Source organism: Mesorhizobium sp. (genome assembly GCF_041661565.1).
In the GTDB taxonomy this organism is placed as follows: Bacteria; Pseudomonadota; Alphaproteobacteria; order Rhizobiales; family Rhizobiaceae; genus Mesorhizobium.
Window position 1 is genome coordinate 1 of record NZ_JBAZUD010000014.1, and the last position, 23,875, is coordinate 23,875.

Below are 23,875 nucleotides of genomic sequence, written 5' to 3' on the forward strand. Positions count from 1 at the left end.
CGCGAGATGAACCGGCGTTCTCAACTCCATTTTCGAAGCCTTCAAAGCCGCGGCCAGGGCCGAGGCGACGAAGCCCTTCATGTCGGCCGCTCCCCGCCCGTAAAGCCTGCCGTCGCGTTCGGTCATTACGAATGGCGGCACAGTCCAGTCCTGGCCGTCGACGGGGACGACGTCGGTGTGGCCCGACAGCAGAACGCCCCGCACGCCGGTCGGACCCATCGTGGCAAACAGGTTGGCCTTGCTGCCGTCCGGGCTGTAGAGGATCTGGCAGGTGGCTCCCGCCTCTTCCAAAAGGTCGGCTGCAAAACGGATCAACTCGATGTTGGAGTCGCGGCTCACCGTTGGAAACGCGATCAGCTTTTCGAGGATCGTGACACTGTCCATCGTTGCAATTCCGCGGCGTGCATCAATATTGGCCGGCGCCCCCAAGCCTCTATGCGCGGACTTGCAACACGCGCCATCCGGGCCGGCAGACGGGAACGCGTCCCGCGCTTACTTCGGCGCCATCCGGATGGCTCCGTCCAGCCGGATCACCTCGCCATTCAACATGGGATTGTCGATGATCGCCTTGACCAGGCTGGCGAACTCACTCGGCTCGCCGAGGCGTGATGGAAACGGAACTTGCCGCGCCAGGCTTTCCTGCGCTTCTTGCGGCAGGGATGCCATGAGCGGGGTGAGAAACAGGCCGGGCGCGATCGTCATGACGCGAATTCCATGCCGGGCCAGTTCTCTGGCAATCGGCAGCGTCATGGCGGCCACTCCACCTTTCGACGCCGAATAGGCCGCCTGTCCAATCTGGCCATCAAAGGCGGCGACGGAGGCCGTGGTGACGATCACGCCCCGTTCTTCGCCCGCCAGACCGAGGGAGGCGAGAGCCGCCGAGAACTTGGCGATCACGTTGAAGGTCCCGATCAGATTGACGTTGATGATGGCCGCAAAATCCTTCAGCGGCATGGGAGCACCGTTGCGGTCCACGACCTTGGCCGGTGGTGCGATGCCGGCGCAGCTGACGAGGATTCGGGCCTTTCCATGGAGAGCTTCTGCTCTGGCCAACGCTTCTTCGACCGAGCGTTCGCTGGTCACGTCGGTCATCACGAAGGAGGCGCCGATGGCCGCCGCCTTGGCTTCGCCGAGGCTTTGGTTCATGTCCAGGATTGTCACCTTCGCGCCCGCCTTGACCAGCATTTCAGCCGTCGCCGCGCCAAGGCCTGAAGCGCCCCCCGTAACGATTGCCGCGTGTCCCTCGATCTTCATGCGGAGTCTCCTGATCGCTTTGGCCGATGCGTTCGCGGGTCGGTCACTTGACCCACCCAGCCGGTTGCGCGCTTGCAGATTGCCAACTAGTTTACTTGTGAGTATACGTATTACCAGAAAGTCATAAACGTCAAGCATAAGGTGCTTTGTGGAGCTCACCGAAAGCCAGGGATTGATCCAGGACATGGCCAGGCGATTCGCCGCCGAACGGCTGTCGCCCAACTCGGCCGACTGGGACGAGACTGCGCACTTTCCCCGTGAAGTCCTGAGAGAGATGGGTGCTCTGGGATTGATGGGCATGCTTGTCCCCGATGAGTATGGCGGCTCGATGTCCGATACCGTCGCCTATGCCGTCGCCCTGGAAGAGATAGCGGCGGGCGATGGTGCGATCTCAACCATCATGTCGGTCCACAACTCGGTTGGTTGCGGACCAATACTGCGCTTTGGGACCGAAGAACAGAAGCGGCGGTTCTTGCTGCCCATGGCGCGCGGCGAAAACCTGGGCGCGTTCTGCCTGACGGAGCCGCATGCGGGCTCGGACGCATCGGCAATCCGCACCCGCGCCGTAAAGAGCGGCTCCGGGTGGGTCATCAACGGTGTCAAGCAGTTCGTCACCTCGGGGCGGAACGCGGATATCGCCATCGTTTTCGCGGTCACGGACAAGACCGCCGGCAAGAAGGGCATGTCGGCTTTCATTGTCCCGACAGCCAATCCAGGCTGGCGGGTGGCCTCCATCGAGAGAAAGACGGGCCAGCATCTGTCCGATACCGCCCAGATCGCGCTGGAAGATCTGGTGGTACCCGCCGATCATCTGCTCGGTGCAGAGGGCGAGGGCTACAAGATCGCCCTGGCCAACCTTGAAGGAGGGCGCATCGGCATCGCGGCCCAGTCCGTCGGCATGGCGCGCGCGGCGCTCCACGCCGCTGTCGCCTACGCCCGCGATCGCGCCAGCATGGGCGGGCGGCTGATCGAGCATCAGGCTATCGGCTTCCGTCTCGCCGACATGGCGACCAATCTCGAAGCAGCGCGGCAGTTGGTGCTGCATGCGGCGGCTATGAAGGACGCGGGCCGGCCGGCCCTGCAGGCGGCCTCCATGGCAAAGCTTTTCGCGTCGGAAATGGCTGAGAGGGTGGCTTCGGAGGCGATGCAGATATTCGGCGGCTATGGCTACACAAGGGATTTCCCCGTGGAGCGGATCTGGCGCGATGTGCGCGTGTGCCAGATCTACGAAGGCACGAGCGATGTTCAGCGGATGGTCATCGCCCGTTCGCTCGCCGCCTGATCTGGAGAGCCGCGATGATCGCCGATCCCGTCACTATCGTATCCGCCAAGCGCACGCCGCTTGGGGGGGCTGCTGGGCGATCTGAAATCGCTGAGTGCCAGCGAACTGGGAGCTGTCGCGATCCGTTCGGCTGTCTCCGAGGCCGGGATCGCGCCCGAGGCCGTCGACACGGCGCTGATGGGCTGCGTTCTGGGTGCAGGGCAGGGTCAGGCGCCCGCGCGCCAAGCCGCGCTGAAGGCCGGCCTGTCGAAGGCCACCTCCTGCACCACCCTGAACAAGATGTGTGGGTCGGGCATGCAGGCGATGATGCTCGCGCATGACCAGATAATCGCCGGCTCATCCACCTTCGCCATCGCCGGCGGAATGGAGAGCATGTCGAACGCGCCTTTCCTCATGACGCAGATCCGTGGCCGCCTGCGCATGGGACACGGAGAGTTCAAGGATCACATGTTTCTGGACGGGCTCGAGGATGCCTATGACAAGGGCCGGCTCATGGGCACGTTCGCCGAGGATTGTGCTGAGAGCTACGGGTTTTCCCGCGAGGAGCAGGACCGCTATGCCGTGGCCTCGTTGAATCGGGCCCTGGACAGCGAGAGGAGCGGCAAGGCCGCCGCCGAGATCGTGGCTGTCGAGGCCCTCGACACCCATGGCGGCCCGATTCGCATTGAACTTGACGAGCAGCCGGCGCGGGCGCGGCCGGAAAAGATCGCGACTTTGAAGCCGGCGTTCCGCAAGGAAGGCACGGTTACGGCCGCCAATTCGTCATCGATCTCGGATGGTGCGGCTGCGCTGACGATGACGCGGGCGTCGCACGCCGAGCGCCTGTCGCTGGAACCGCTGGCGCGGGTTCGCGGCCATGCCTCCTACGCGCACGAACCGTCGCTGTTTCCGACCGCGCCAGGCTTTGCCATCAAGCGGCTGCTTGAGCGCGTTGGCTGGGCCCTGAAGGACGTCGATCTTTTCGAGGTGAACGAAGCCTTCGCCGTGGTCCCGATGGCCGCGATGCGCGACCTCGGCATCCCGCATGAGCGCATGAACGTGTTGGGCGGGTCTTGCGCGCTCGGTCATCCGATAGGGGCCTCGGGCGCCCGCATCTGCGTTACGCTCATCAACGCGCTTAAGCAGTACGGGTTGAGGCGAGGCGTCGCTGCCGTGTGCATCGGTGGCGGCGAAGCCACCGCCATCGCAATCGAATTGCCGTGAGGCCGCATGTCGCTTGTCCTTACTGATTTCGACGCAAGCACAGGTGTCGGCCGATTGACGCTGAACCGGCCGGATGTCCTCAACGCCATAGACGTGCCGATGGCGCGGGCGTTCAATCGGGCCGTTCTGGAACTGACGAACAGGGAAGGGCTGCGCGTCATCGTTCTGATGGGATCGGGCAAGGCCTTTGCGGCCGGCGGCGACGTGCCGGCCTTCATGGCTGACGGCATCGACAAGGCTTCTTTCGTCATCAACGAGTTGCTGGATTCCTTGAACCCGGCGATCATCGCCCTGCGCGCGCATCCGGCCCCGGTCATCACGGCCATACGCGGCGTTGCGGCGGGCGCCGGCCTGTCGCTTGCAGTCTCCGGCGACTTCGTGATCGCGGAAGAAGGATCGCGTTTCATCGTCGCCTACGATCGCATCGGCGCCTCACCCGACTGCGGCCTGACCTGGTTCCTGCCGCGGCGGGTCGGCCGCGGGCTGGCCTTCCAGATGATGTTCAACAATCGAAGCCTCACTGCCAGCGAGGCGCTGGAGCACGGCCTGATCGACCGCCTGACGACCGAAGCTGCGTTCGAGGAGGCGTTGGACGAAACGGCGCGGGCGATCGCGTCCGGTCCGACGTTTGCCTATGGCGCGTATAAACGGCTATTGGATGGAGAGCTTGGTCTGGCAGAACAGCTGGAAGCTGAACGATCCAGTCTGATCGCGGCGACGGCCAGTTCGGATTTCGCCGAAGGCGTCAACGCTTTCGCAACCAGGCGGGCGGCGACGTTTGCCGGGCGATAGCACTTCCAGGAGTCTTGGAGAATGAGCACAGAGATCGACAGCAAATCCACGTCGCCCTGGCCGACGAAGGTGGAGCGAAAACGCGATCGGGCCGTGAAGCGCGAGGCGGTGCTGCACGCGGCCGTGCAGGCGTTCAACAGCAAGGGGTTTCATGCGACGTCGCTCGACGAGGTCGCGGCGTCGCTGAACGTGACCAAGCCAACCATCTATCATTATTTCGCCAACAAGGATGAGATCCTGTTCGAGTGCGTGCGGATCGGCCTCGACGACATCCAGAAAGCCGCCGACGCCGTTCAGGCCAAGGGTGGCACGGGCTCTCAGAGGCTGATGGCCTTGATGCGCCGATACGCCCTCGTGATGACGCAGGATTTCGGCATCTGCGTGACGCGAACAGCCGACCATGAGCTCTCGGCGCAGACCAAGGAACAATTCCGCGGCCTGAAGCGCGAGATCGACTACGCCGTGCGCCGCGTCGTGGCGGACGGCATGAAGGACGGGTCGCTGGCCGCGGGCGATCCAAAGATCGTGACCTTCACGCTGACCGGAGCGCTCAACTGGATCGCGCGCTGGTACGAACCCGGCGGGCCACTTTCGCCCGAGGAGATCGCCGACGGCTGCGTCGCGACGCTGATGAACGGCCTGTCGCCGCGATCGGATTCCTAGCGCCGTGGCGATCCCGGAACCTCTCCTCAAGGGCTTGCGACTGCCGGCCATCGCGGCACCCATGTTCCTCGTGTCGGGTCCAGATCTCGTTGTCGAGGTCTGTCGATCTGGCTTGATCGGAACCTTGCCGGCACTCAACCAGCGCACGAGCGCGGGGTTCGACGCCTGGCTCGACGAGATAGGCGGCCGGTTGAGCGCGACACCCGATCCTGCATGCTACGGAGTGAACCTGATCGTTCACAAGTCCAATCCACGCCTGGCCAGCGATCTGGAGATCGTCGTCAAGCACCGGGTGCCTCTGGTCATAACGTCGCTCGGGGCGGTTCGAGACCTGGTGGACGCCGTGCATGCCTATGGCGGCCTGGTCTTTCACGACGTGATCAACCGGCGTCACGCGCAGAAGGCGGCGGAAGCCGGGGTCGACGGGATCATCGCTGTCGCCGCGGGAGCCGGTGGCCACGCCGGATTGACAAGCCCGTTTGCCCTGCTGTCCGAGATACGCTCTTTTTTCCGAGGCACGCTCGTGCTGTCGGGGTCTATCGCCAATGGTGGAGACATCGCTGCAGCGCGGGTGATGGGCGCCGACCTCGCCTATATGGGCACACGCTTCATCGCCACGCGGGAGTCGTTGGCGGCGGAAGACTATAAGCGGATGATCGTGGGCGCTTCCGCCGCCGACATTATCTACACCGCCGCGATCTCGGGCGTGAACGCCAACTTCCTGCGCCCCAGTGTCCTGGCGGCCGGGCTCGATCCCGACCAGTTGCCGGCGCATGCCGAACTCGACATGAAGAACGAAGCGAAGGCGTGGAAGAAGGTCTGGTCCGCCGGGCATGGTGTGGGCGCCGTCACCGACATCCCGGCGGCATCGGCCCTTTGCCAAAGACTGTCGGGCGAGTATCGCGATGCCATGTCCATGGCAGGGTTGGACCGCTTCGGCGTCTAGCGGTGGACCGGCCCGGAACTATCAACCAGCAATCCACCGCCGTGCACCGGCGCCGATGGTCCAGGAGATATGAATGACCAAGCATGCCTTTATCGCGGGTTACGTCCGCACGCCCTTCACCTTCGCCCGGAAGGGCGCTTTGGCCGGCGTCAGGCCCGACGACCTCGGCGCGCATGTGGTGCGATCGCTGCTGGAGCGAACCGGCGTCGCCGGCGAAGAGATAGAGGACGTCGTGTGGGGGTGCGCGTTTCCCGAGGGAGAACAGGGGCTCAATATCGGCCGCATTGTCGGCCTGCTCGCGGGGCTGCCCGAAACCACGGCCGGCATGACGGTGAACCGCTGGTGTGGCTCCTCGATCCAGGCCGTGCAGGTGGCCGCCGGAATGCTGCTGATGAATGCAGGGGAGGCCTTCGTGGCGGGCGGAACCGAGAGCATGTCGAAGGTGCCGATGATGGGCTTCAACATGGTGCCGCATCCCTCCTGGTCGGCGCGGCAGGTCGAGGACTTCGCCAATGTCGGATTGACCGCGGAGCGCGTGTCCCGGCAGTTCGGCGTGACACGCGATGATCAAGACCGCTTCGCCCTGGCCAGCCACGCAAAGGCGAGGGCGGCACAGCTGGAAGGTCGCCTCGCGGACGAAATTGCTCCCTATACGCTGGCCGGTTCGGTTATCGATCAGGACGGCTGCGTCAGGGAAACGAGCCTTGAAAAGCTGATGGAACTGAAGCCGGCCTTTATCTCGGACGGGACGGTGACAGCGGGTTCGTCGTCACCCATGACCGACGGAGCCTCGGCGGTGCTGGTCTGCGGCGAAGCGTTCGCAAAGCGCAATGGCCTGGATCTCCTGGCCCGCGTCGAGAGCTTTGCCGTGTCTGGTTGTGCTCCCGGCATCATGGGCATGGGGCCGGTCGAGGCGTCGCGGAAGGCGATGCGGCGCGCCGGCATCACAATGGCGGATATCGACATCGTCGAGATGAACGAAGCCTTCGCCGCCCAGGCGGAGGCATGCCGCAGGGAACTGGGCATTCCCGAAGAGAAGCTCAACGTGGACGGCGGTGCCATAGCGCTGGGCCATCCTCTAGGGGCCACTGGCGGCCGGCTTGTCGGAAAGGCTGCGACGTTGCTCAGCCGCGGAAAGCACGGGCGCGCGCTCGCCACGCAATGCATCGGCGGCGGAATGGGGATCGCGATGGTCCTCGAGGCTGCTTGAACAGGGCGGGCCGGAACTTAGCTCGCCGAAGGGTGAGGCACTGGCCTGCCTCCAGGGGTACGGGGCCTCAGAATGGATCCCGGGACTCGATCAGGTCCAGGGCTCTTCGTGCGATCACGGATGCCAGGCGGCCAAACTTTTCAGCGTTGTCGGCCGCCGCGTTGCCGGTCCTTCCACGCGAAGCGATGCCCTGGAAAATCACGGCGTTGCGCAACAACGCCAACACCATGTGAAACTTGTTCAATCTCATGCCGGACTTGGCGGCTGCGTCATAGCAGGAGATGAAATCCTGCATGCTCGGCAGGCCTTGCTCGGCAAGGTCGAGACCGAGGATGCCGCCATAATCGTCGGGGGCCAGAAACCAGCTGTAGACGCATGTGTGAGCAAGATCCGCCATGGGGTGGCCCAGTGTCGAGAGTTCCCAATCCAGGACCGCAACGACCCGCGGCTCGGTCGGATGAAAAACCAGGTTTCCGATCCTGAAGTCGCCGTGGACGATCCTGGCGGGACTCTCGGGAGGCAGGTTCAAGGGCAGCCATTCGATGAGCTGGTCGATCTCCGGGATATCGCCGGCCTTTGAGAGCTGCCATTGGCGGGTCCAGCGTGCGATCTGGCGCGAGAAGAAATAGCTATGCTGGCCGAACGAGGACAGGCCCACCGCCTTGAAGTCGACCTTGTGCAGCTCGGCCAGCATGCGCGCCATCGAGCGATACATTTCAGCCCGCTCCGCTTGCGGGGCGCTGCCCAGCCGGCTGTCGTGGAAGATACGCCCTTCGACACGCTCCATCACGTAGAAAGGCGTGCCCATCAAGTCGCTGCCCGCGTGGAGAAGCAAGACCCGCGGCACGCATACGCCCGTGCCTCCGAGAGCCTGGAGCACCTGGTATTCCCGCTCGATCGCATGCGCGGACGGCAAGAGAGGACCGTCGGGCTTCTTGCGCACCACCAGCCGGCGATTGTCGAAGTTAGCGAAAAACGTCGGGTTGGACTGCCCCCCTGCGACCGGCTGCAGGTCGAGAGCCCCGGCAAGTCCTGGGATTTCCGACTTCAGGAATGCTTCGAACCGCTGGGTGTCGATCAACTGTGGAAAGCCTCATCTTGTTGGATTGTCCGACAATAGGACTCAAGTATATGGTCGTCAATCGCCTTGGCCTTGCCCACTCTTGACCTGAGTAAAATTTAGCCCGATTATCGGGTTGTCGGACAAACGGGCTGTGAACAGATCCGGACTCGCGGTACCGGCTGCCTGACGCGGGCGGTCCCGCAAGGGTTTGATTTGCAGCTGGCGATCTTGGAACATGCTCAATGTCCGCCACGTGCCCTGAAGGAGCTGAACATGTCGTTTCCCGCCACCAGGAACGAGGTGCACTATCGCGAACGGATCGTGCGTTGCTTTGCGGATCGGCCCGCCAACCTCGACGAGGTTCTTCGCGATGCGGTGCGGCGGGCGCCCGATCGTGTGGCGCTGGTTTGCGACAGCCAGCGGATCACCTATCGGCAGTTGAATGAGATTGCCGACCGGATTGCGCGGAACCTTCTGCATGCCGGCTTCCGCAAGGGAGATCGCCTGGCCCTATTGCTCGGCAACGGCCTCGAATTTGTCTACGCGATAGCCGGCGCCACGCGCTGCGGCATGATCGTGGTGCCAATGAACGTGCGCCAGAAGCGTCCCGAGGTGGAATACGTCCTCAACCAGTGCGAAGCCGCGGGCATCATCTACGACGCCGAATATAGGCCCAGCATCCCAGCCGAGGCGGACGTTCCTTTCCTGCGGCACCGCTACGTCGTTGGCGACGACGATGGGGAGCTCTTTGGCGATCTGTGCGCAGACAGGGCGAGCGTGCCGTTTCCAGAAGTCGCGGAAGAAGATCCCTATTGCCTGCTTTACACTTCCGGCACGACAGGCAAGCCGAAAGGTGCGGTCCTGACCCATCTCAGCACGATCCACACGCTGCTGCACTACGAGCACGGTTTCGCGCTGCAGGAGGGCGACTCGGCGATCCTCGCTGTCCCGGCGTCTCACGTAACGGGTTTGGCTGCCATTATCCTGACGACCATACGCGTTGCCGGCTGCATCGTGATTCAGAGGGCGTTCAAGACGCGCCCATTTCTCGAACTCGCCTCGCGCGAGAAAATCACATTCACCGTTCTGGTGCCGGCAATCTACAATCTGCTGCTGCTCGATCCGGATTTCACGACCTTCGATCTGTCATGCTGGAAGGTGGCGGGGTTCGGTGGAGCCCCCATGCCGGAGGCGACGATAGAAGGTCTGGCCCGTGCCCTGCCGAAGCTCGCCCTTTGCAACATCTATGGCTCGACCGAGACCAGTTCGCCCGTGGCAATGACGCCTTTGGGCACGCAGGGCAGGGCGGCGGCCTCCGTCGGTAAGGTGCTGCCCTGCGCCGACATCATTGTTGTCGACGAGCAGGGCAGGGAAGTCGCGCCGGGAAAGAGCGGCGAACTGCTGATCGGCGGTGCCGTCGTCGTTCCCGGCTACTGGAACAATCCAGCGGGAAATCAAGCGGGTTTTGTCATGGGCTACTGGGTGTCCGGCGACATCGGGGCGGTGGACGAAGACGGCAATGTCCATATCCTGGATCGCAAGAAGGACATGATCAACCGGGCCGGGTTCAAGATTTACTGCGTCGAAGTCGAAGGCACGCTTTCCCACATTCCCGGCCTCGTGGAATGCGCCGTGATAGGCAAGCCGGATCCCGTGCTCGGTGAACGCGTCCATGCCTTCATTGTCACCGACGGGTCACTGACCGACGGCGAGTTTGTCAGGCAGTTCTGCGCCGAGCGGCTGTCCGACTACAAGGTGCCGGACGGGGTGACGTTCCTGCCGCATCCGCTGCCGCGCAATGCAAACGGCAAGGTGCTCAAGAACGAATTGCGGGAACGTCTCGCGCAGAGTGGTGGCTGATCCAATGGACTTCGAATATTCCAACAAAGTAGAGTCCCTGAGGGCCCAACTTCGCCTCTTCATGGAACAGCATATCCTCCCCAGCAACCAGCGCTGGCACGAGATCGCGCGCTCGGGCGTCTACCCGAGCGAGGTGATTGAGCCCTTGAAGGCACAGGCGCGGGCCGCGGGCCTGTGGAACCTGTTCCTGCCCGCACTTCGAACGGACGAACCGGGCACCGCGTTGAGCAACCTGGAGTATGCGCCCCTGGGCGAGCTCATGGGCCGTGTTCCATGGGCATCGGAGGTTTTCAACTGCAGCGCGCCGGACACTGGCAACATGGAGATCCTGCACACGTTCGCCTCGCCAGAGCAGCGCGAGCGATGGCTGGATCCGCTGTTGCACGGCAAGATCCGTTCCGCCGTATCGATCAGCGAGCCCGACGTCGCATCCTCGGACCCGACGAACCTGGCCACCACGATCGACCGTGACGGCGATGAGCTGGTCATCAATGGGCGCAAATGGTTCACCACCGGCGCCCTGCATCCCCTCTTCGCCTTCACCCTTGTTTTCGGCGTCTCCGACCGCTCCGACGGCGCGGCCAGGCATCGCCGCCATTCCTTTGTCATCGTGCCGGTTGGCACGCCCGGATTCAGCATCGTGCGGGATGTCTCCCTGATGCACCATCACTCGCCCGAAGGACATTGCGAGGTGCTGTTCGACAACGTCCGCGTTCCGGTCGCCAATCTGTTGGGAGAGGCAGGGGCGGGATTCGCCATCGCGCAGGCGCGCCTGGGGCCGGGCAGGGTCCATCATTGCATGCGCACCATCGGGCAATGCGAAGTCGCCCTCGAACTCATGTGCGAGCGGGCGTTGGCACGATCGACATTTGGCAAGCTGCTTGCCGACAATGCCAACATTCAGGACTGGATCGCCGAATCTCGCATCGAGATCGAACAGGCGCGGCTTCTAAACCTGAAAACCGCCTGGCTGATGGACGTGGCAGGAACGAATGCCGCCAAGCGCGAAATCTCCGCGATCAAGGTTGTGGCCGCGAGGCTGCAGACGAAAGTGGTCGACCGGGCGATGCAGGTCTTCGGCGCCAAGGGCCTGACCGCGGATACGCCCCTTGCATTTCTGTGGACCTGGGGTCGCGCTCTACGCTACATAGACGGGCCCGACGAGGTGCACTTGCGCGGCATTGCAAAAGAGGAATTGAAGGCCACCAAGCTGCGCTGTGCAGCAGCGGATGCCGTACACCGGAACTAGCCCTTCGGCCTGGCGCCGAGGGATGATAGCCTGGTACGGCGGCTAAGAGAACGCCATGCTGACCATCGAAAAACTGAGCGCTCCTCCGGCCTACCAAGTCGTGTCGAGCGAGTTGCGCCGCCACATTCTTGGCGGTTCGCTTAACCCGGGCGACGCTTTGCCGAGCGAGCTCGCTCTCGCGACAAGTTTCGGTGTCAATCGATCGACGGTTCGCGAAGGCATCAGACAGCTGGAAAGCGACGGTCTCGTCCGGCGCGAGGGGCGCAAGCGGCTTGTCGTCACCGTGCCGAACCATTCGGATTTGACGCCGCGAGCGACGCGGGCGCTGCTCATGAGTGCCGTGACGTTCGTCGAGCTGTGGGATGTCTCGCGCGTGCTGGAGCCGCTCGCCGCGAGGCTCGCCGCCGAAAATGTCTCGAAAAGCGAACTGGACGGGCTCAATCGCAATCTTGATGCCACCAGGGCTTCGGTGAAGCAGGGGCTTTCCCCAGGCAGGCTCGACATGGAATTCCACACCTTGTTGTCGGAAGCGGCCCACAACCACGCACTTCTGCTCTGCCGGCAGCCGATCGGCACGCTGCTGTATCCCGCGTTCGAACAGGTTCACCCGCAATTGCCCCAAGCTGCGGCCCGGCTGATAAAGGCTCATGAAGAGATCGTCGACGGGCTGGAGCGGCGCGATGCGGAGCACGCCGAGCTGTGGGCGACCAGGCATATCGAGGACCTGAAGCGCGGCTGGCTGAAGGCAAATCTGTCGCTCAGCGAGCAGATTGACCGGTCATTGATAAGCTGATCTGCGAGACGATGGATGCCGCCGCAAAATCGCACGGCATCGGCCTCTACACGGCTTCAAGCTGAACTCGCCACACGTCGATAGACGTGGCGATCTCGAATGAAATCATTGAAGAAACGCCCCTTTGACGATGCCTGTCTGAAGGCGGCGTAGGTTTCCGGGGCGACGTCCTCATAGTCATAGCGGTAGCCGCTTGGCACAAACCAGACCGAGAGAATCCTGGTGGCCGGATCGTATCTGGTGTTTCGGATCACGGTCGATGGCATGGCTTGCACCCGACGGATAGTCGGATAAACCCGTCGGCGGGCCGGGAGTTCCGCGGCCGTTATCCTTGCTGCCTGCTGGCATGAGCCCATGGCGGGCAAAATCCGGCGGACGCATTGGCCGATATTGCCTGGTTGGCCGGCGCTCACCATCTAGGCACGATGTCGCCGCCCAAACTGAAAACACCCGTTCGCGCCGCTCCGCTCCAGCCCGATCTCTTTGGCGCCGGCGACGACCTGCCGGAAGGGTTCCTCTACCAGGCCGAGTTGATCACGCCGGATGAAGAGAGCGAACTCACCCGGCATCTTGAAGGCCTGCCTTTCCAGGCTTTCGATTTTCATGGCCATCTGGCAAACCGCCGCGTCGTTGGTTTTGGCCTGCGCTACGACTATGACCGGCGCCAAGTCGTGGAGGCGCCTCCTATCCCCGGCTTTCTGCTGCCTCTGCGCGATAAGGTCGCGGCGTTCGCGAGCCGGCCCGCCGAAGCGTTCGCGCAAGTGTTGATCAATGAATACCGGCCTGGCGCCGGCATCGGCTGGCACCGCGACAAGCCCCATTTCGAAGAAGTCGTAGGCGTCTCGCTGCTGGCGTCCTGCGATTTCCGGCTGCGGCGCAAGAACGGCACGAAGTGGGATCGCCGGACCATCGTCGTCGAGCCGAGGTCGGCCTATCTCATGGCTGGACCGTCGCGCTCCGAATGGGAGCACAGCATTCCACCGCTTGCCGGGCACCGCTATTCCATCACCTTGCGGACATTGCGGATCGAGGGTCGCTGAACACAGCCTGCTGTGAACCAGTCCAGGACGCGGCCACCCTTCTGGTCCCTACGCCATCTAATTGATGACCATGCCGGAGAGCGGCTCGACCCAGAACAGACTATCCGTGACGGCTTTGACGCCGGGGACGTTTTCCGCCGCGACGCGCGCAGCCAGGCGCTCACGTTCGTCGAAGATCGGTCCGCTCAGGTCCACGATGCCTTTGTTCACGCTCACATGGATCGTACTGGTTCCCGCCCAGCTCTGGCCGGCGAGTTCGGCAACGATATTGCGGCGGATCTGTTCGTCATCCCCGTCCTCCGCGTCCGAGGCCGGCAGGACGCGAAGCAATGCCCGCAGAAGATCGGAGCGGGTGATGATGCCGACGACCTTGCCGCCCTCGACCACCGGCAAGCGGTTGACATGATGGCGCGCCATCAGGTCGACAACGTCCTCGAGCGACGCGTCGCGAGTCGTCGCGACGACGTTGTCCGACATCACCTCCGAGACCCGGCGTCCGTTGGCGTGCACGTATTCGTCCGCGACCTTTCCGGGGCTGACGAGAAATTCAAGCCAGCGCGAGCGCTGGCGCTTCGTGCCCAGTTCTCCGCGGCGCAGGAAATCGCCCTCGCTGACGATCCCCACCAGGGTGCCGTCGGCGCGAATGACCGGAAGGCCACTGATCTTCCTGGACAGCATCATTGTCGCCGCCTCGGCGATCGACGCCGAGGGCTCGATACCCACAACGGGTGATGACATGACGGCTTCGGCCCGCATGGGTATCTCCTTCAAGAGGTCGTTGAGCTTCTGACGGGTCAGTCCCGACCCTTTGCGGCAGGTCCTTGTTTCACGCCTCGCGGCACAGCCGGGCGGTCTTCGCGCATCTCGAACCACATGGCGTTGAGGATGGCGAAGGAGCAGGCGAGGCCGACGCCGAGGATCCAGGAAAAGTACCACATGATGTTCCGCTCCTTAGGGCGTTGGATCGTCAATATGCGTTGGGGTTGCGGCCGATGGAGGTGACCGTGACGGTGCCGCGCATGACGCGATAAACCCATGCGGTGTACATCAGCACGAGCGGCAGGAAGACGATCGTCGCCAGCAGCATGATGAACAGGGTCAGGTGGCTGGACGACGCATCCCAGACCGTCAGGCTTGCATTCGGGTTGAGCGAGCTTGGCAAAAGAAAGGGAAAGAGCGACAGGCCGGCGGTCGAAATGATGCCGACGATGGCGAGCGTGCTGCCAAGCAGGGACGTTTTCCAGGCATGTCCCTTCAAACCGGCATAGGCGACGAGCGGGCCAAGCAGTCCGAGGGCGGGTGCGATCATCATCCACGGATGGGCGCCATAATTGACGAGCCATGCGCCGGTGGCGGTCGTCACCGTCTTGCCGAGCGGGTTCGATGGGCCGAGCGGATCCTGCACGCTGGTCACCGCATAGCCGTCCATGGCGAACGACACCCACAGCCCGGCCAGAGCGAACAGGACAATGCTCGCCACGGCGGCATAGCCGCCATAGAGCCTTGCCCGCGCGGCGAGCGCGCCTTCGGTTCGCGCCGCGACGATGACAGCACCGTGCGTCACCAGCATGGCCACGCTGAGGAGGCCTGACACAAGCGCGAAGGGCCGCAGCAGGCCGAAGAAATTGCCGGCATAAGAGGGGCGAAGCGTGGCGTCGAGGTTGAAGGGAACGCCAAGCAGCACATTGCCGACGGCGACGCCGAAGATCAGCGCGGGCACGAAGCCGCCGATGAACAAGGCCCAGTCCCAGACGGAGCGCCAGCGCGGATCCTGAATCTTGCCGCGGAACTTGAACCCTACCGGGCGCAGGATCAGTGCCAGCAGGATGGTGATCATGGCCAGGTAGAAGCCGGAAAAGGAGACGGCATAGAGCGCTGGCCACGCGGCGAAAATGGCGCCGCCGCCCAGCACCAGCCAGACCTGGTTGCCCTCCCAGGTCGGGCCGAGCAAGTTGATCAGCACGCGTCTTTCGTCATCGGTGCGCGCGATGAAGGGCAGCAGCGCGCCGACGCCCAAATCGTAACCGTCCATCACGGCAAAGCCGATGAGCAGGACGCCAAGCAGAAGCCACCAGATCAGCCGGAGACTCTCGTAGTCGAGGGGGATCGTGTTCATATTGCTTGCTCCTCGCTCAGCGGGCGGGATGGGCGAAAGCGCCCTTGGGAATACGGACCACGCTGCCAGCGTCGTCTGTGGCCGCATTGTGCGGGCTTGGGCCGGCCTTGATGGTCTTGACCATCAAGATCACCATGACGACCAGCAGGCTGGTGTAGAGGGTCAGGAAGAAACCGAGGCTGATCACGAGATCGGTCAGCGTCAGTCCCGACGCGGCGTAAAAGGTGGGAAGCACGCCTTCGATCGCCCAGGGCTGCCGGCCATATTCGGCCACCAGCCAGCCCGATTCGATCGCGATCCAGGGTACTGGCAGGCTGAACAGCGCGATCCTGAGCAGCGTGCGGTTCTCGCCGAGCTTGTGACGGGCGCTCAGCAGGAAAGCCGTGGCGAAGAACAGGATCATGTAGAAGCCGAGCCCGACCATGATCCGGAAGCTCCAGAACAGGGTGGCGACGTCCGGAATGGTATCGAGCGCTGCCTTTTGAATTTCTTCCGGAGTGGCGGCCTGCACATCGTCGCGATAGCGCTTGAGCAGAAGCGCGTAGCCAAGGTCATGCCAGTTCCGTGCGAAGTCGGCACGCGCCGTTGCGTCGGCCGGATTCTTGCGGATCGCGTCAAGGTTCGCCGAGGCCACGATGCCGTTGCGGATGCGTTGTTCGGCGTGCTCGACCAGCGGATGGATGCCGGGAACCTCGGTGTCGAGGCTGCGCGTGGTGACAAGGCCCAGCACCCACGGGATCTTGATCTCGAACCGGTTGCCGTCCTTGCCGGGAATGGCGAAGAGCGTCAGGCCGGCGGGCGCGGGCTCCGTCTCCCACATGGCCTCGAGGGCGGCGATCTTCATCTTCTGCTGTTCGGTGGCGACATAGCCGCTCTCGTCGCCCAGCACGACGACGGACAGTGCCGAGGCGAGACCGAAGCTGGCCGCGACCACCATGGAGCGCTTGGCCAGCTCTATATGCCTGCCACGCAGCAGGAAGAACGAGCTGATCGCGATGACGAACATGGCGCCGGTGGTGTAGCCGGCGCTCACCGTGTGCACGAACTTGGCCTGCGCCACAGGATTGAAGATCACGGCCATGAAGTCGGTGACTTCCATGCGCATCGTGTCGGGATTGAAGATCGAGCCGACCGGGTTCTGCATCCAGCCATTGGCGATCAGGATCCACAGCGCCGAGAAATTGGCGCCGAGCGCCACCAGCCAGGTCACGGCGAGGTGGCCGACCCTGGACAGCCTGTCCCATCCGAAGAAGAACAGGCCGATGAACGTCGCCTCGAGGAAGAAGGCCATCAGCCCTTCGATGGCGAGCGGCGCGCCGAAGACGTCACCGACATAGTGACTGTAATAGCTCCAGTTCATGCCGAACTGGAACTCCATGACGATGCCGGTTGCGACGCCCATGGCGAAATTGATGCCGAACAGCGTGCCCCAGAACAGCGTCATGCGCCGCCAGATGTCGCGCCCTGTCATGACGTAGACGCTCTCCATGATGGCCATCAGGAAAGACAAGCCGAGCGTCAGCGGCACGAACAGAAAATGGTACATCGCGGTAGCAGCAAACTGCAGCCGTGAAAGGTCGACAACGGTGAAATCGATCATGCCTGTCTAGCCTTGTTAGATGACCCGGCCGTCTGCCGGGCGTCTCTCCAGCTAGGCCGTGCCCATGCAGGCGGCATTGATCTCCATCAAAGCGATCCGGCGCCCGTATGGGCAAGAGACTTACCAGTTGCGACGCGGCGATCGCTCGCGACATTGGAGCGAACGGATGCTGCGGACAGGGTCAACAGAGGCGGATGCGATGCGTGACCAGGGGCGCTGGATGATGCGTCTGTGGCGGCATGGCCGCGCGCCCATGATGGTCGCGGTCGCGCTGCCGCTGGTTTCCGGCCTGTTGCTCGTCGGGCAGGCCTACCTGCTTGCCTCGGTGCTGCATCGCGCCATCGTGGTGGGCGCTTCGCCGCGTGACCTGCTCACGCCAGTGCTCGCCATTGCCGGCCTTTTCACCATCCGCATCGCGTTGGCTGTCGCCGCCGAGCGCTGCGGCACCGTGGCGGCCGAGCGGATCAAATTGTCCCTGCGAACCGCGTTTCACGCCGACCTGCTGGATCACAGGCCCGACTGGACGGCCGCCCGGTCATCGGGAGCGCTGAGTTCGGCGATCATCGACCAGGTCGAATCCCTCGACGGCTTCCTTGTCCGTTTCCTGCCGGCGATGGCGCAGGCGGCGATCCTGCCGCTCGCCTTCGCGATCATCGTTCTGCCCGTCGATTCGGTCGTGGGCCTGCTGTTTCTCGTCACCGCGCCGTTGATCCCGCTTTTCATGGCGCTGGTCGGCTTGGGCGCGGAAGCCGCCAGCCGGGCGCAGGCCGAGGCGTTCGCGCGTCTCTCCGGCCTGTTCGCCGACCGCTTGCGCGCGATCGTTACCCTGAAGCTGTTTGGCCGCGCCGAGAGCGAGATCCAGACGGTGAGACTGGCGAGCGACGATTTGCGGCTGCGCACGCTGGCTGTCCTCAAGATCGCTTTCCTATCGTCCGCCGTCCTCGAATTCTTCGCCGCGCTCGGCGTCGCCGGGGTGGCGCTGTATGTGGGCCTGACCTACCTTGGTTTCGTCGATCTTCGCCATTCGGCCCTGACCCTTCAGTTCGGGCTGTTCTGCCTGCTGATGGCGCCGGAAGTCTATCAGCCGCTGCGTCTGCTGGCGGCGAATTATCATGACCGCGCCGCGGCCAAGGCGGCCGTTGCCGAACTGGCCAGGCAATTCGACGCCCTGCCGGATTTCGCCGCACCCGAAGGGGTTGAACCGCCGACATCAATCGCCAACCTGGCGGCACCCATCGCGGTGGACATGAATGGCATCAGCTTGCGCACCCCTGATACAAGCCGGCTCGTCATGGACGACGCGGCGCTGCTGGTCCCCGCCGGGCGGCATGTGGCTCTGGTCGGCGAGAGCGGCATCGGCAAGTCGACGCTGCTGGAAGCCATTGCCCGCATGCGGGCGTATGAAGGTACGATCCTGCTGGATGGCCAGGACCTTGCGCGCATTGCCGAGCCTGAATTGCGGACGCGAGTGGCCTTTCTCGGCCAGCGCCCCCGCCTGTTTCACGGCACCATCGCCGAAAACATCAGACTGGGCCGTCGGCATGCCAGCGATGCCGAGGTGCATGAGGCCGCCCGGCGCGCCGAGGTCCTGCCTTTCGCGACCGCATTGCCGGATCGCCTCGACACGCTGATCGGAGAGGGTGGCATCGGGCTCTCGGGCGGCGAGGCGCATCGCGTGGCGCTTGCCCGAATTTTCCTGCGCGATCCCGGGCTTATCCTTCTCGACGAACCCACCGCGCATCTCGACACCGAAACCGAGGCCCGGATCCTCGACGCGTTGATGGATTTCGCCGCCGGCCGGACGATGATCGTGGCAACGCATTCGGCGGCCGTCGCGGCGCGGCTCGACAGGGTCTACCGGATCGTCGGCGGCAAGGTCCTGCCGGGGCCGCACATGCGTGCCGCGCGACCGGCGCCGGCATTGGAGAGCGTGGCATGACGGCATTCTGGTTCTTCCGCCCGCTGTTCCAGCGCCATGCCGCACGACTGGCGTGGACGCTGATCTTGTCCGTCTTCACGCTCGCGGCTGGCATCGCGCTGGTATCGGTTTCCGGCTGGTTCCTGACGGCCGCCGCGCTCACCACCGCCGCCGCGAGCTTCAACCTGTTTGGCCCATCCTCGCTGATACGCGGCCTGTCCTTCATCCGCATCCTGTCGCGCTATGGCGAGAAAGTCTTCGGCCACGACGCCACCCTCCGCCTTCTGGCCGATCTGCGAGGATGGCTGTTTGCCAGCCTGTTTCCACGCGTGCCGCTCGCCGACCGCGGCCTTCGCCACGGCGACCTCGTCAGCCGCCTGACCGCCGACATCGATGCTCTCGATACGGTCTTTCTTGTCGCCATCGGCCCCATGCTCGCCGCGCTTCTGCTCGGATCGGCCATGGCCACGGGCTTATGGGTTTTCATTCCGGCGGCAGGCCTGTCCTATGCCATCCTGGTCGGCCTTGCCGTCCTGGCAGTGCCGGTTGTTCTGATCCTGGCATCCCGTCGCATGGGAAAGGAACTGGTCGAGGCGTCCGCCGCCGCGCGTATCGCGGTGCTGGATGGCATCGACGGTCATGCCGACCTCATTGCCTTTGGCGAAACCGCTACGGCACGGGCGTCCTTTACGAATTCGGCTGCGCGGCTGGCCGGCGTACGGCGCCGATTGGCAATGGCCGGGACGCTGGCGGCAGCCGCCACGCAGGCGCTTGCCGGCGCTGCAATGATCAGCGTGCTCTGGTTCGGCATTGCGGCGGTTCATGCTGGAACGATCGGCGGACCGCTGCTCGCGGGCCTGCTCATGGGAACAATCGCCAGCTTCGAGGCGACCGGCGCCCTCGTTCGCGGAGTCGCCCGACTGGGTGTATCGGCGGCTGCCGCCGCAAGGCTGAAAGCTATTTCGACGGCCAGGCCGATGGTCGTTGATCCGGTCCGTCCGCTCCCCCTGTCGAACGGCGATGTGCGCTTCGAGAAGATTGTCTTCGGCCATGATCCCCGGCGCCCCGTGTTGCGAGGCCTCGACCTGCATGTGAAGCAAGGCAGCCGTGTCGCGATCATCGGCCCCAGCGGCTCGGGAAAATCAACCGTTCTTGCCTTGCTGTTGCGTCTCTACGATCCACAGTCTGGAAGGATCTCCATTGGCGGCGCGGACATCCGGACGGTCGCCCTCAGCGATCTGCACAAGAAGGTCGCGCTGCTGAGCCAGGACTCTCCCGTTCTGCTCGGGACCATCCGCGAGAATCTGCTGATCGGCCGCGCCGATGCCAGCGATGCCGCCATTTGGCGTGCGCTGGCCGGTGCCGGGCTCGCGGATTTCGTGCTGGGCCTGCCGGAGGGGCTCGACGCATTCGTCGGCGAGACCGGCCGAACGCTTTCGGTCGGTCAGGCGCGTCGGCTGTGCCTGGCGCGCACGCTCCTGTCCCCGGCCGGGATACTGGTCTTCGACGAGCCGACTTCGGGGCTCGACCGGGAAGCGGAACTGGCATTCCTGGCCGATCTCGACAAGGCGACGGCGGGCCGCACCGTCATTCTGGCAACGCACGCCGCAATGCCGGCCGGGGCGGCCGATCACATCCTGCGCATGGTCGATGGACGGCTGGAAAGCGCTTGAGGCGGCGCCTTGCGACGAAAGCCTGATAGTGCCCCGTTCCCGGAGCTTCGAGAGCATACCTGACACCGTCTCGATGGGTCAGCCCAAAAGAAGCTGCCAGGCTGCGACCGGCCGGGTGCAATAGGTCCGCAAATTGTTGGGTTATGCGGGCCTGATGGCTGCAGCGGATCCCGCGATCCTGGAGGCGGGGTAGGCGGCCTAGCCGCCATCTCCCGTCAATTCAGGGAATCAACCTTTGATGACGATTCGCGATCCGAGAAGTTCGGTTATGTCCCTAAGCGAGAATACTCAGTGCGCCGAAGTACCGTTCGCGATCACCTGATCGACGGCCTTGATCAGCGCGTTGCCGAGCAGCGGCTTGACCAGGATCAGCACCCCGTCGGGTTCTGGCGCCGCCCATGGGCGATCCACCAGCAGGATGATCGGCCCGGGAAAGCGCGCGAGATCGTGCCTCCCGTTCGCCCAATCCGGCACGGCGGCTTCATCGACGACCGCGCAGCGTATCGACGAAGTGAGCGGAGACGCGATTGCCCTCGCAAGCTGGGCCTGCGAATCCACGACATAGCCTTCGGCCTCGAGCGCGAATTCGAGGGATTTCCGAAACCCCGGATTGGGGGCGATGACAAGAACCATGCTGCCGACGGTCAAAGGACCATATCCTCCAGATAGCGGCCAGGCAGGGTACCGAGTTAGCCGCGATCCGTGAACATAGGGAAACCTGGTGGAGGGCCGCCTTGCGCTGCATCAAATCAGGGCGGAGGCCGGCATATGCTTAGCCGGGGTTGAATTTCACCGCCAATGCCATCCGCACGAGCTCAGGCAGGCTTTTCGCGTGCATCTTCGCCATGACGTTGGCGCGATGGACCTCGACCGTACGCGGACTGATGTTGAGATCGTAGGCAATCGTTTTGTTGGCATGGCCGGCGACGACGCCCGAGAGCACCTGCTGCTCGCGCTCCGTCAGGTCCTTCAGCCGTGCCTGTATGGCCGTGATGTCATTGGCGCCGGAGTGGGCTTCCTGGAGTTGTATCGCCGCGCGCCCTATCGCATCGATGAGCACCTGGTCCTCGAACGGCTTTTCGATGAAGTCGAGCGCGCCCGCCCGCATGGCCTCCACGGCCATCGGCACGTCGCCATGGCCGGTGATGACGATGGCCGGCAGCATCGCGTGCGCTGCCTGAAGCGCGCGCAGCAGTTCAACGCCGCTCATGTCGGGCATGCGCAGGTCCGTCACCAGGCAGCCATTGCTGATGCTGGGTGCGAATGCGAGAAAATCCGTCGCCGAATTGTGCACTCGCACAGCGAATCCATTCATGCTCAGCAGGAACGCAAGCGACTTCCTGACCGCCTCCTCGTCGTCGACGATGTGGACTGTATAATCAGCAATCGCCATTGCGGACGTCATCCTCGATTGTCGGCAGCGTAAAGCGGAAGGTGGCGCCGCCATTGTCGTTCTTGGCCCCCGATATCTTGCCGCCATGCGCCTCGACGATACGCTTGGAGATGGACAGGCCGACCCCCATGCCGCCTGGTTTGGTGGTGACGAAAGGCTTGAACAGCTGCGCCGCGATATCCTCGGAAATGCCGGGTCCGGTGTCCGAAACCTCGATGACGACGGCTCCATCTCCATCGAGCGCGGTGCTGACGACGAGTTCGCGCCGTTCGCTGTCGCGCATGGCTTCCATCGCGTTGCGCATCAGGTTGATCAGGACCTGCTGGACCTGGACGCGGTCGGCCATGACCGACTTCGCTTCTGGCGCGAAATCATACACCGAGCGGATGCCGCGTTCGCGAGAGCCGACGAGCGCCAGCGTGCCGGCCTCTTCAATCAGCTTGCGGATGTCTTCCGGCGCCTTCTCGGTTTCGCCGCGCGTCACGAACTCGCGCAGGTGGCGGATGATCTGCCCCGCGCGCAGCGCTTGCCTCGCAGCCTCGTCCAGGGCTTCCCGCATCCTGGAGGCAAGGGCATCGTCGAGGTCACGAAGCAGGCGGCTGCAGCCCTGGACATAGTTCGCGATCGCTGAAAGCGGCTGGTTCAATTCGTGGGCAAGCGTGGATGCCATCTCGCCGAGTTCGTTGAGCCGCGCCATCCGCGCCAGTTCGCCTTGGATTTCTTCGAATCGGGCGGCCGACTCCTCGCGCTCCGTCAGATCGCGGATGAAACCGGTGAAAAACGTCTTGCCGCCAGTCTGCATCTCGCCAACCGCCAGCTTCATGGGGAAGGTGGACCCATCCTTTCGCCGCCCGACGACGACCCTGTCGATGCCGATGATGCGTTTTTCGCCTGTCGCGAGATATCGCTTCATATAGCCGTCGTGTTCGTGGTGATACGGCTCGGGCATCAGGATGCGGACGTTGCTCCCCACCACTTCCTCCTCGGCATACCCGAACTGCCGGACCGCGGCGGCGTTGAAGGAGACGATGGTGCCGTCCTTCTCTATGACCACGGTGGCGTCGAGGGCCGTGTCAAGGATCGAGCGGAGATGCGCGTCCCTCGCTTCTAGCGCGCTTTGGTTCCTGTCCATCAGCCGTCTCGCATGATGAAGCAATTCCCCCAGGAAGGCGATGACCATACCCGTGATCGCGAAGACGGCGAGTTCGAAGCCGTTGCCGGCGCGCGCCGGCTGCAGTGCGACCAGGTAGAAGGCGGCTGGAAACGAAAGCAGGACAGCGACAATGCCGGGCCCTATTCCTCCTGCTATTGATGCGGCGAGGATAGCTGGAACGAACAGGATGAAAACGGCCGTTTCATCCAGAACGCCTTGCAGTGCGAATCGTATGGCGAAGGCTGTCGCCACGGCGACGATCGCCAGCAAATAGCCATTCAGTCCCTCGAATTTTCGGGAAAGAATCAACTGCAGGAAGCGGCCCCGCGATCCGGTGATGTCCCTTGCCGGCATGACGTGGCCACCAACTTTCAAGAGCGAGCATCAGCACTTTAGCGATTTTTCATGCACTCAACATGATCCGCCGCCGTCACGCAATGCGCTTCGCCACCGGAGCGGATGCGGCCGGTTGCCACTGGGTCCTAACCACGATTCCTGGTTGAACTCAACCGGCCGAGGAACGATGGATTGACGCGGATGCCGGCGTCACCCGGATCGTTGCCCCCTCTTTGCTCAATCCTTTGCCTCGCGTCCGGAGACCGACGTGACGAGGATCCGGAAAAAAATATGCGGCGTGCTGTTCGCCACCACCGGAATGACCGGCTTG

At 63.7% G+C, this 23,875-nt stretch carries 22 protein-coding genes and 1 pseudogene; 12 read left to right on the forward strand and 11 right to left on the reverse strand.

What is annotated here, in order from left to right; genetic code table 11:
• Together WC739_RS04405 and WC739_RS04410 are read right to left on the reverse strand one after the other, a co-directional pair.
• A partial coding sequence (locus WC739_RS04405) for a M20/M25/M40 family metallo-hydrolase (RefSeq protein ID WP_372951797.1) occupies nucleotides 1-384 on the reverse strand: 384 nt, incomplete at its 3' end.
• Nucleotides 385-492: 108 nt separating this feature from the next.
• The gene (locus tag WC739_RS04410) at nucleotides 493-1,254 is read right to left on the reverse strand and encodes an SDR family NAD(P)-dependent oxidoreductase (protein ID WP_372951798.1); all 762 of its coding nucleotides are present in this window, start codon (nucleotides 1,252-1,254) and stop codon (nucleotides 493-495) included.
• A 148-nt stretch (nucleotides 1,255-1,402) separates the two neighbouring features.
• On the opposite strand from WC739_RS04410, the gene WC739_RS04415 reads away from it, so the two are divergent.
• The 6 genes and pseudogenes from WC739_RS04415 to WC739_RS04440 all read left to right on the forward strand — a co-directional run bounded on the left by WC739_RS04415 (nucleotide 1,403) and on the right by WC739_RS04440 (nucleotide 7,350).
• A complete protein-coding gene (locus tag WC739_RS04415; RefSeq protein WP_372951799.1) occupies nucleotides 1,403-2,536 on the forward strand; it encodes an acyl-CoA dehydrogenase family protein in 1,134 nt (377 codons plus the stop codon).
• Nucleotides 2,537-2,550: 14 nt separating this feature from the next.
• Nucleotides 2,551-3,739: pseudogene (locus WC739_RS04420) on the forward strand (acetyl-CoA C-acyltransferase).
• A gap of 6 nt (nucleotides 3,740-3,745) precedes the next feature.
• Entirely contained in the window at nucleotides 3,746-4,531 is a 786-nt protein-coding gene (locus tag WC739_RS04425) for an enoyl-CoA hydratase/isomerase family protein (RefSeq protein WP_372951800.1), read from the forward strand.
• A gap of 21 nt (nucleotides 4,532-4,552) precedes the next feature.
• Entirely contained in the window at nucleotides 4,553-5,194 is a 642-nt protein-coding gene (locus WC739_RS04430; protein ID WP_372951801.1) for a TetR/AcrR family transcriptional regulator, read from the forward strand.
• Between the two features lie 4 nt (nucleotides 5,195-5,198).
• Nucleotides 5,199-6,140, forward strand: coding sequence for an NAD(P)H-dependent flavin oxidoreductase (locus WC739_RS04435; protein WP_372951802.1), 942 nt, complete (start codon nucleotides 5,199-5,201; stop codon nucleotides 6,138-6,140).
• A 73-nt stretch (nucleotides 6,141-6,213) separates the two neighbouring features.
• Entirely contained in the window at nucleotides 6,214-7,350 is a 1,137-nt protein-coding gene (locus tag WC739_RS04440; protein ID WP_372951803.1) for an acetyl-CoA C-acyltransferase, read from the forward strand.
• A gap of 67 nt (nucleotides 7,351-7,417) precedes the next feature.
• Here the strand turns inward: WC739_RS04440 and WC739_RS04445 are convergent, their stop codons facing one another.
• Nucleotides 7,418-8,431 carry a phosphotransferase family protein gene (locus tag WC739_RS04445; RefSeq protein ID WP_372951804.1) on the reverse strand — a complete coding sequence of 338 codons (1,014 nt, stop codon included), beginning with the start codon at nucleotides 8,429-8,431 and terminating at the stop codon, nucleotides 7,418-7,420.
• Between the two features lie 255 nt (nucleotides 8,432-8,686).
• Between WC739_RS04445 and WC739_RS04450 the strand changes: the two genes are divergently transcribed.
• From WC739_RS04450 to WC739_RS04460, 3 genes are read left to right on the forward strand one after another with little or no spacing between them, the layout of a single operon-like run.
• Nucleotides 8,687-10,273, forward strand: coding sequence for a class I adenylate-forming enzyme family protein (locus tag WC739_RS04450; RefSeq protein WP_372951805.1), 1,587 nt, complete (start codon nucleotides 8,687-8,689; stop codon nucleotides 10,271-10,273).
• 4 nt (nucleotides 10,274-10,277) lie between these two features.
• Entirely contained in the window at nucleotides 10,278-11,522 is a 1,245-nt protein-coding gene (locus WC739_RS04455) for an acyl-CoA dehydrogenase family protein (protein ID WP_372951806.1), read from the forward strand.
• Between the two features lie 55 nt (nucleotides 11,523-11,577).
• Entirely contained in the window at nucleotides 11,578-12,315 is a 738-nt protein-coding gene (locus tag WC739_RS04460) for a FadR/GntR family transcriptional regulator (RefSeq protein ID WP_372951807.1), read from the forward strand.
• 56 nt (nucleotides 12,316-12,371) lie between these two features.
• Here WC739_RS04460 and WC739_RS04465 read toward each other — a convergent pair whose 3' ends face one another.
• Nucleotides 12,372-12,581 carry a KTSC domain-containing protein gene (locus WC739_RS04465; RefSeq protein WP_372951808.1) on the reverse strand — a complete coding sequence of 70 codons (210 nt, stop codon included), beginning with the start codon at nucleotides 12,579-12,581 and terminating at the stop codon, nucleotides 12,372-12,374.
• Nucleotides 12,582-12,740: 159 nt separating this feature from the next.
• Here WC739_RS04465 and WC739_RS04470 point away from each other — a divergent pair, with 159 nt between their 5' ends.
• Nucleotides 12,741-13,355: an alpha-ketoglutarate-dependent dioxygenase AlkB gene (locus tag WC739_RS04470; RefSeq protein ID WP_372951841.1), complete on the forward strand. Its 615-nt coding sequence runs from the start codon at nucleotides 12,741-12,743 to the stop codon at nucleotides 13,353-13,355.
• A gap of 57 nt (nucleotides 13,356-13,412) precedes the next feature.
• On the opposite strand, the gene WC739_RS04475 is transcribed toward WC739_RS04470, so the two are convergent.
• Genes WC739_RS04475 through WC739_RS04490 form a run of 4 tightly spaced genes read right to left on the reverse strand, consistent with a single transcriptional unit; the run spans nucleotide 13,413 to nucleotide 17,068 of the window.
• Complete coding sequence (locus WC739_RS04475; RefSeq protein ID WP_372951809.1) at nucleotides 13,413-14,111, reverse strand: CBS domain-containing protein; 699 nt, start codon at nucleotides 14,109-14,111, stop codon at nucleotides 13,413-13,415.
• Between the two features lie 38 nt (nucleotides 14,112-14,149).
• Nucleotides 14,150-14,293 carry a cytochrome bd-I oxidase subunit CydX gene (gene cydX, locus WC739_RS04480; RefSeq protein WP_372951810.1) on the reverse strand — a complete coding sequence of 48 codons (144 nt, stop codon included), beginning with the start codon at nucleotides 14,291-14,293 and terminating at the stop codon, nucleotides 14,150-14,152.
• A 29-nt stretch (nucleotides 14,294-14,322) separates the two neighbouring features.
• Nucleotides 14,323-15,471, reverse strand: a complete 1,149-nt coding sequence (cydB, locus tag WC739_RS04485; protein WP_372951811.1) for a cytochrome d ubiquinol oxidase subunit II — start codon at nucleotides 15,469-15,471, stop codon at nucleotides 14,323-14,325.
• A gap of 16 nt (nucleotides 15,472-15,487) precedes the next feature.
• On the reverse strand, nucleotides 15,488-17,068 hold the full coding sequence (locus tag WC739_RS04490) for a cytochrome ubiquinol oxidase subunit I (protein ID WP_372951842.1): 1,581 nt from the start codon (nucleotides 17,066-17,068) through the stop codon (nucleotides 15,488-15,490).
• A 202-nt stretch (nucleotides 17,069-17,270) separates the two neighbouring features.
• On the opposite strand from WC739_RS04490, the gene cydD reads away from it, so the two are divergent.
• Both cydD and cydC read left to right on the forward strand, forming a co-directional pair.
• Nucleotides 17,271-19,010, forward strand: coding sequence for a thiol reductant ABC exporter subunit CydD (gene cydD / locus WC739_RS04495; RefSeq protein WP_372951812.1), 1,740 nt, complete (start codon nucleotides 17,271-17,273; stop codon nucleotides 19,008-19,010).
• On the forward strand, nucleotides 19,007-20,662 hold the full coding sequence (gene cydC, locus WC739_RS04500; protein WP_372951813.1) for a thiol reductant ABC exporter subunit CydC: 1,656 nt from the start codon (nucleotides 19,007-19,009) through the stop codon (nucleotides 20,660-20,662). The genes cydD and cydC overlap by 4 nt, the downstream gene beginning before the upstream one ends.
• Before the next feature lie 288 nt (nucleotides 20,663-20,950).
• Here cydC and WC739_RS04505 read toward each other — a convergent pair whose 3' ends face one another.
• The 3 genes from WC739_RS04505 to WC739_RS04515 form a co-directional block, all read right to left on the reverse strand.
• Nucleotides 20,951-21,310 (reverse strand): DNA-binding response regulator, encoded by a 360-nt coding sequence (locus tag WC739_RS04505; RefSeq protein WP_372951814.1) that lies wholly within the window; start codon nucleotides 21,308-21,310, stop codon nucleotides 20,951-20,953.
• Nucleotides 21,311-21,434: 124 nt separating this feature from the next.
• Nucleotides 21,435-22,049, reverse strand: coding sequence for a response regulator FixJ (gene fixJ, locus WC739_RS04510; protein WP_372951843.1), 615 nt, complete (start codon nucleotides 22,047-22,049; stop codon nucleotides 21,435-21,437).
• Entirely contained in the window at nucleotides 22,042-23,562 is a 1,521-nt protein-coding gene (locus WC739_RS04515) for a PAS domain S-box protein (RefSeq protein ID WP_372951815.1), read from the reverse strand. The genes fixJ and WC739_RS04515 overlap by 8 nt, the downstream gene beginning before the upstream one ends.
• Between the last annotated feature and the right edge of the window lie 313 nt (nucleotides 23,563-23,875).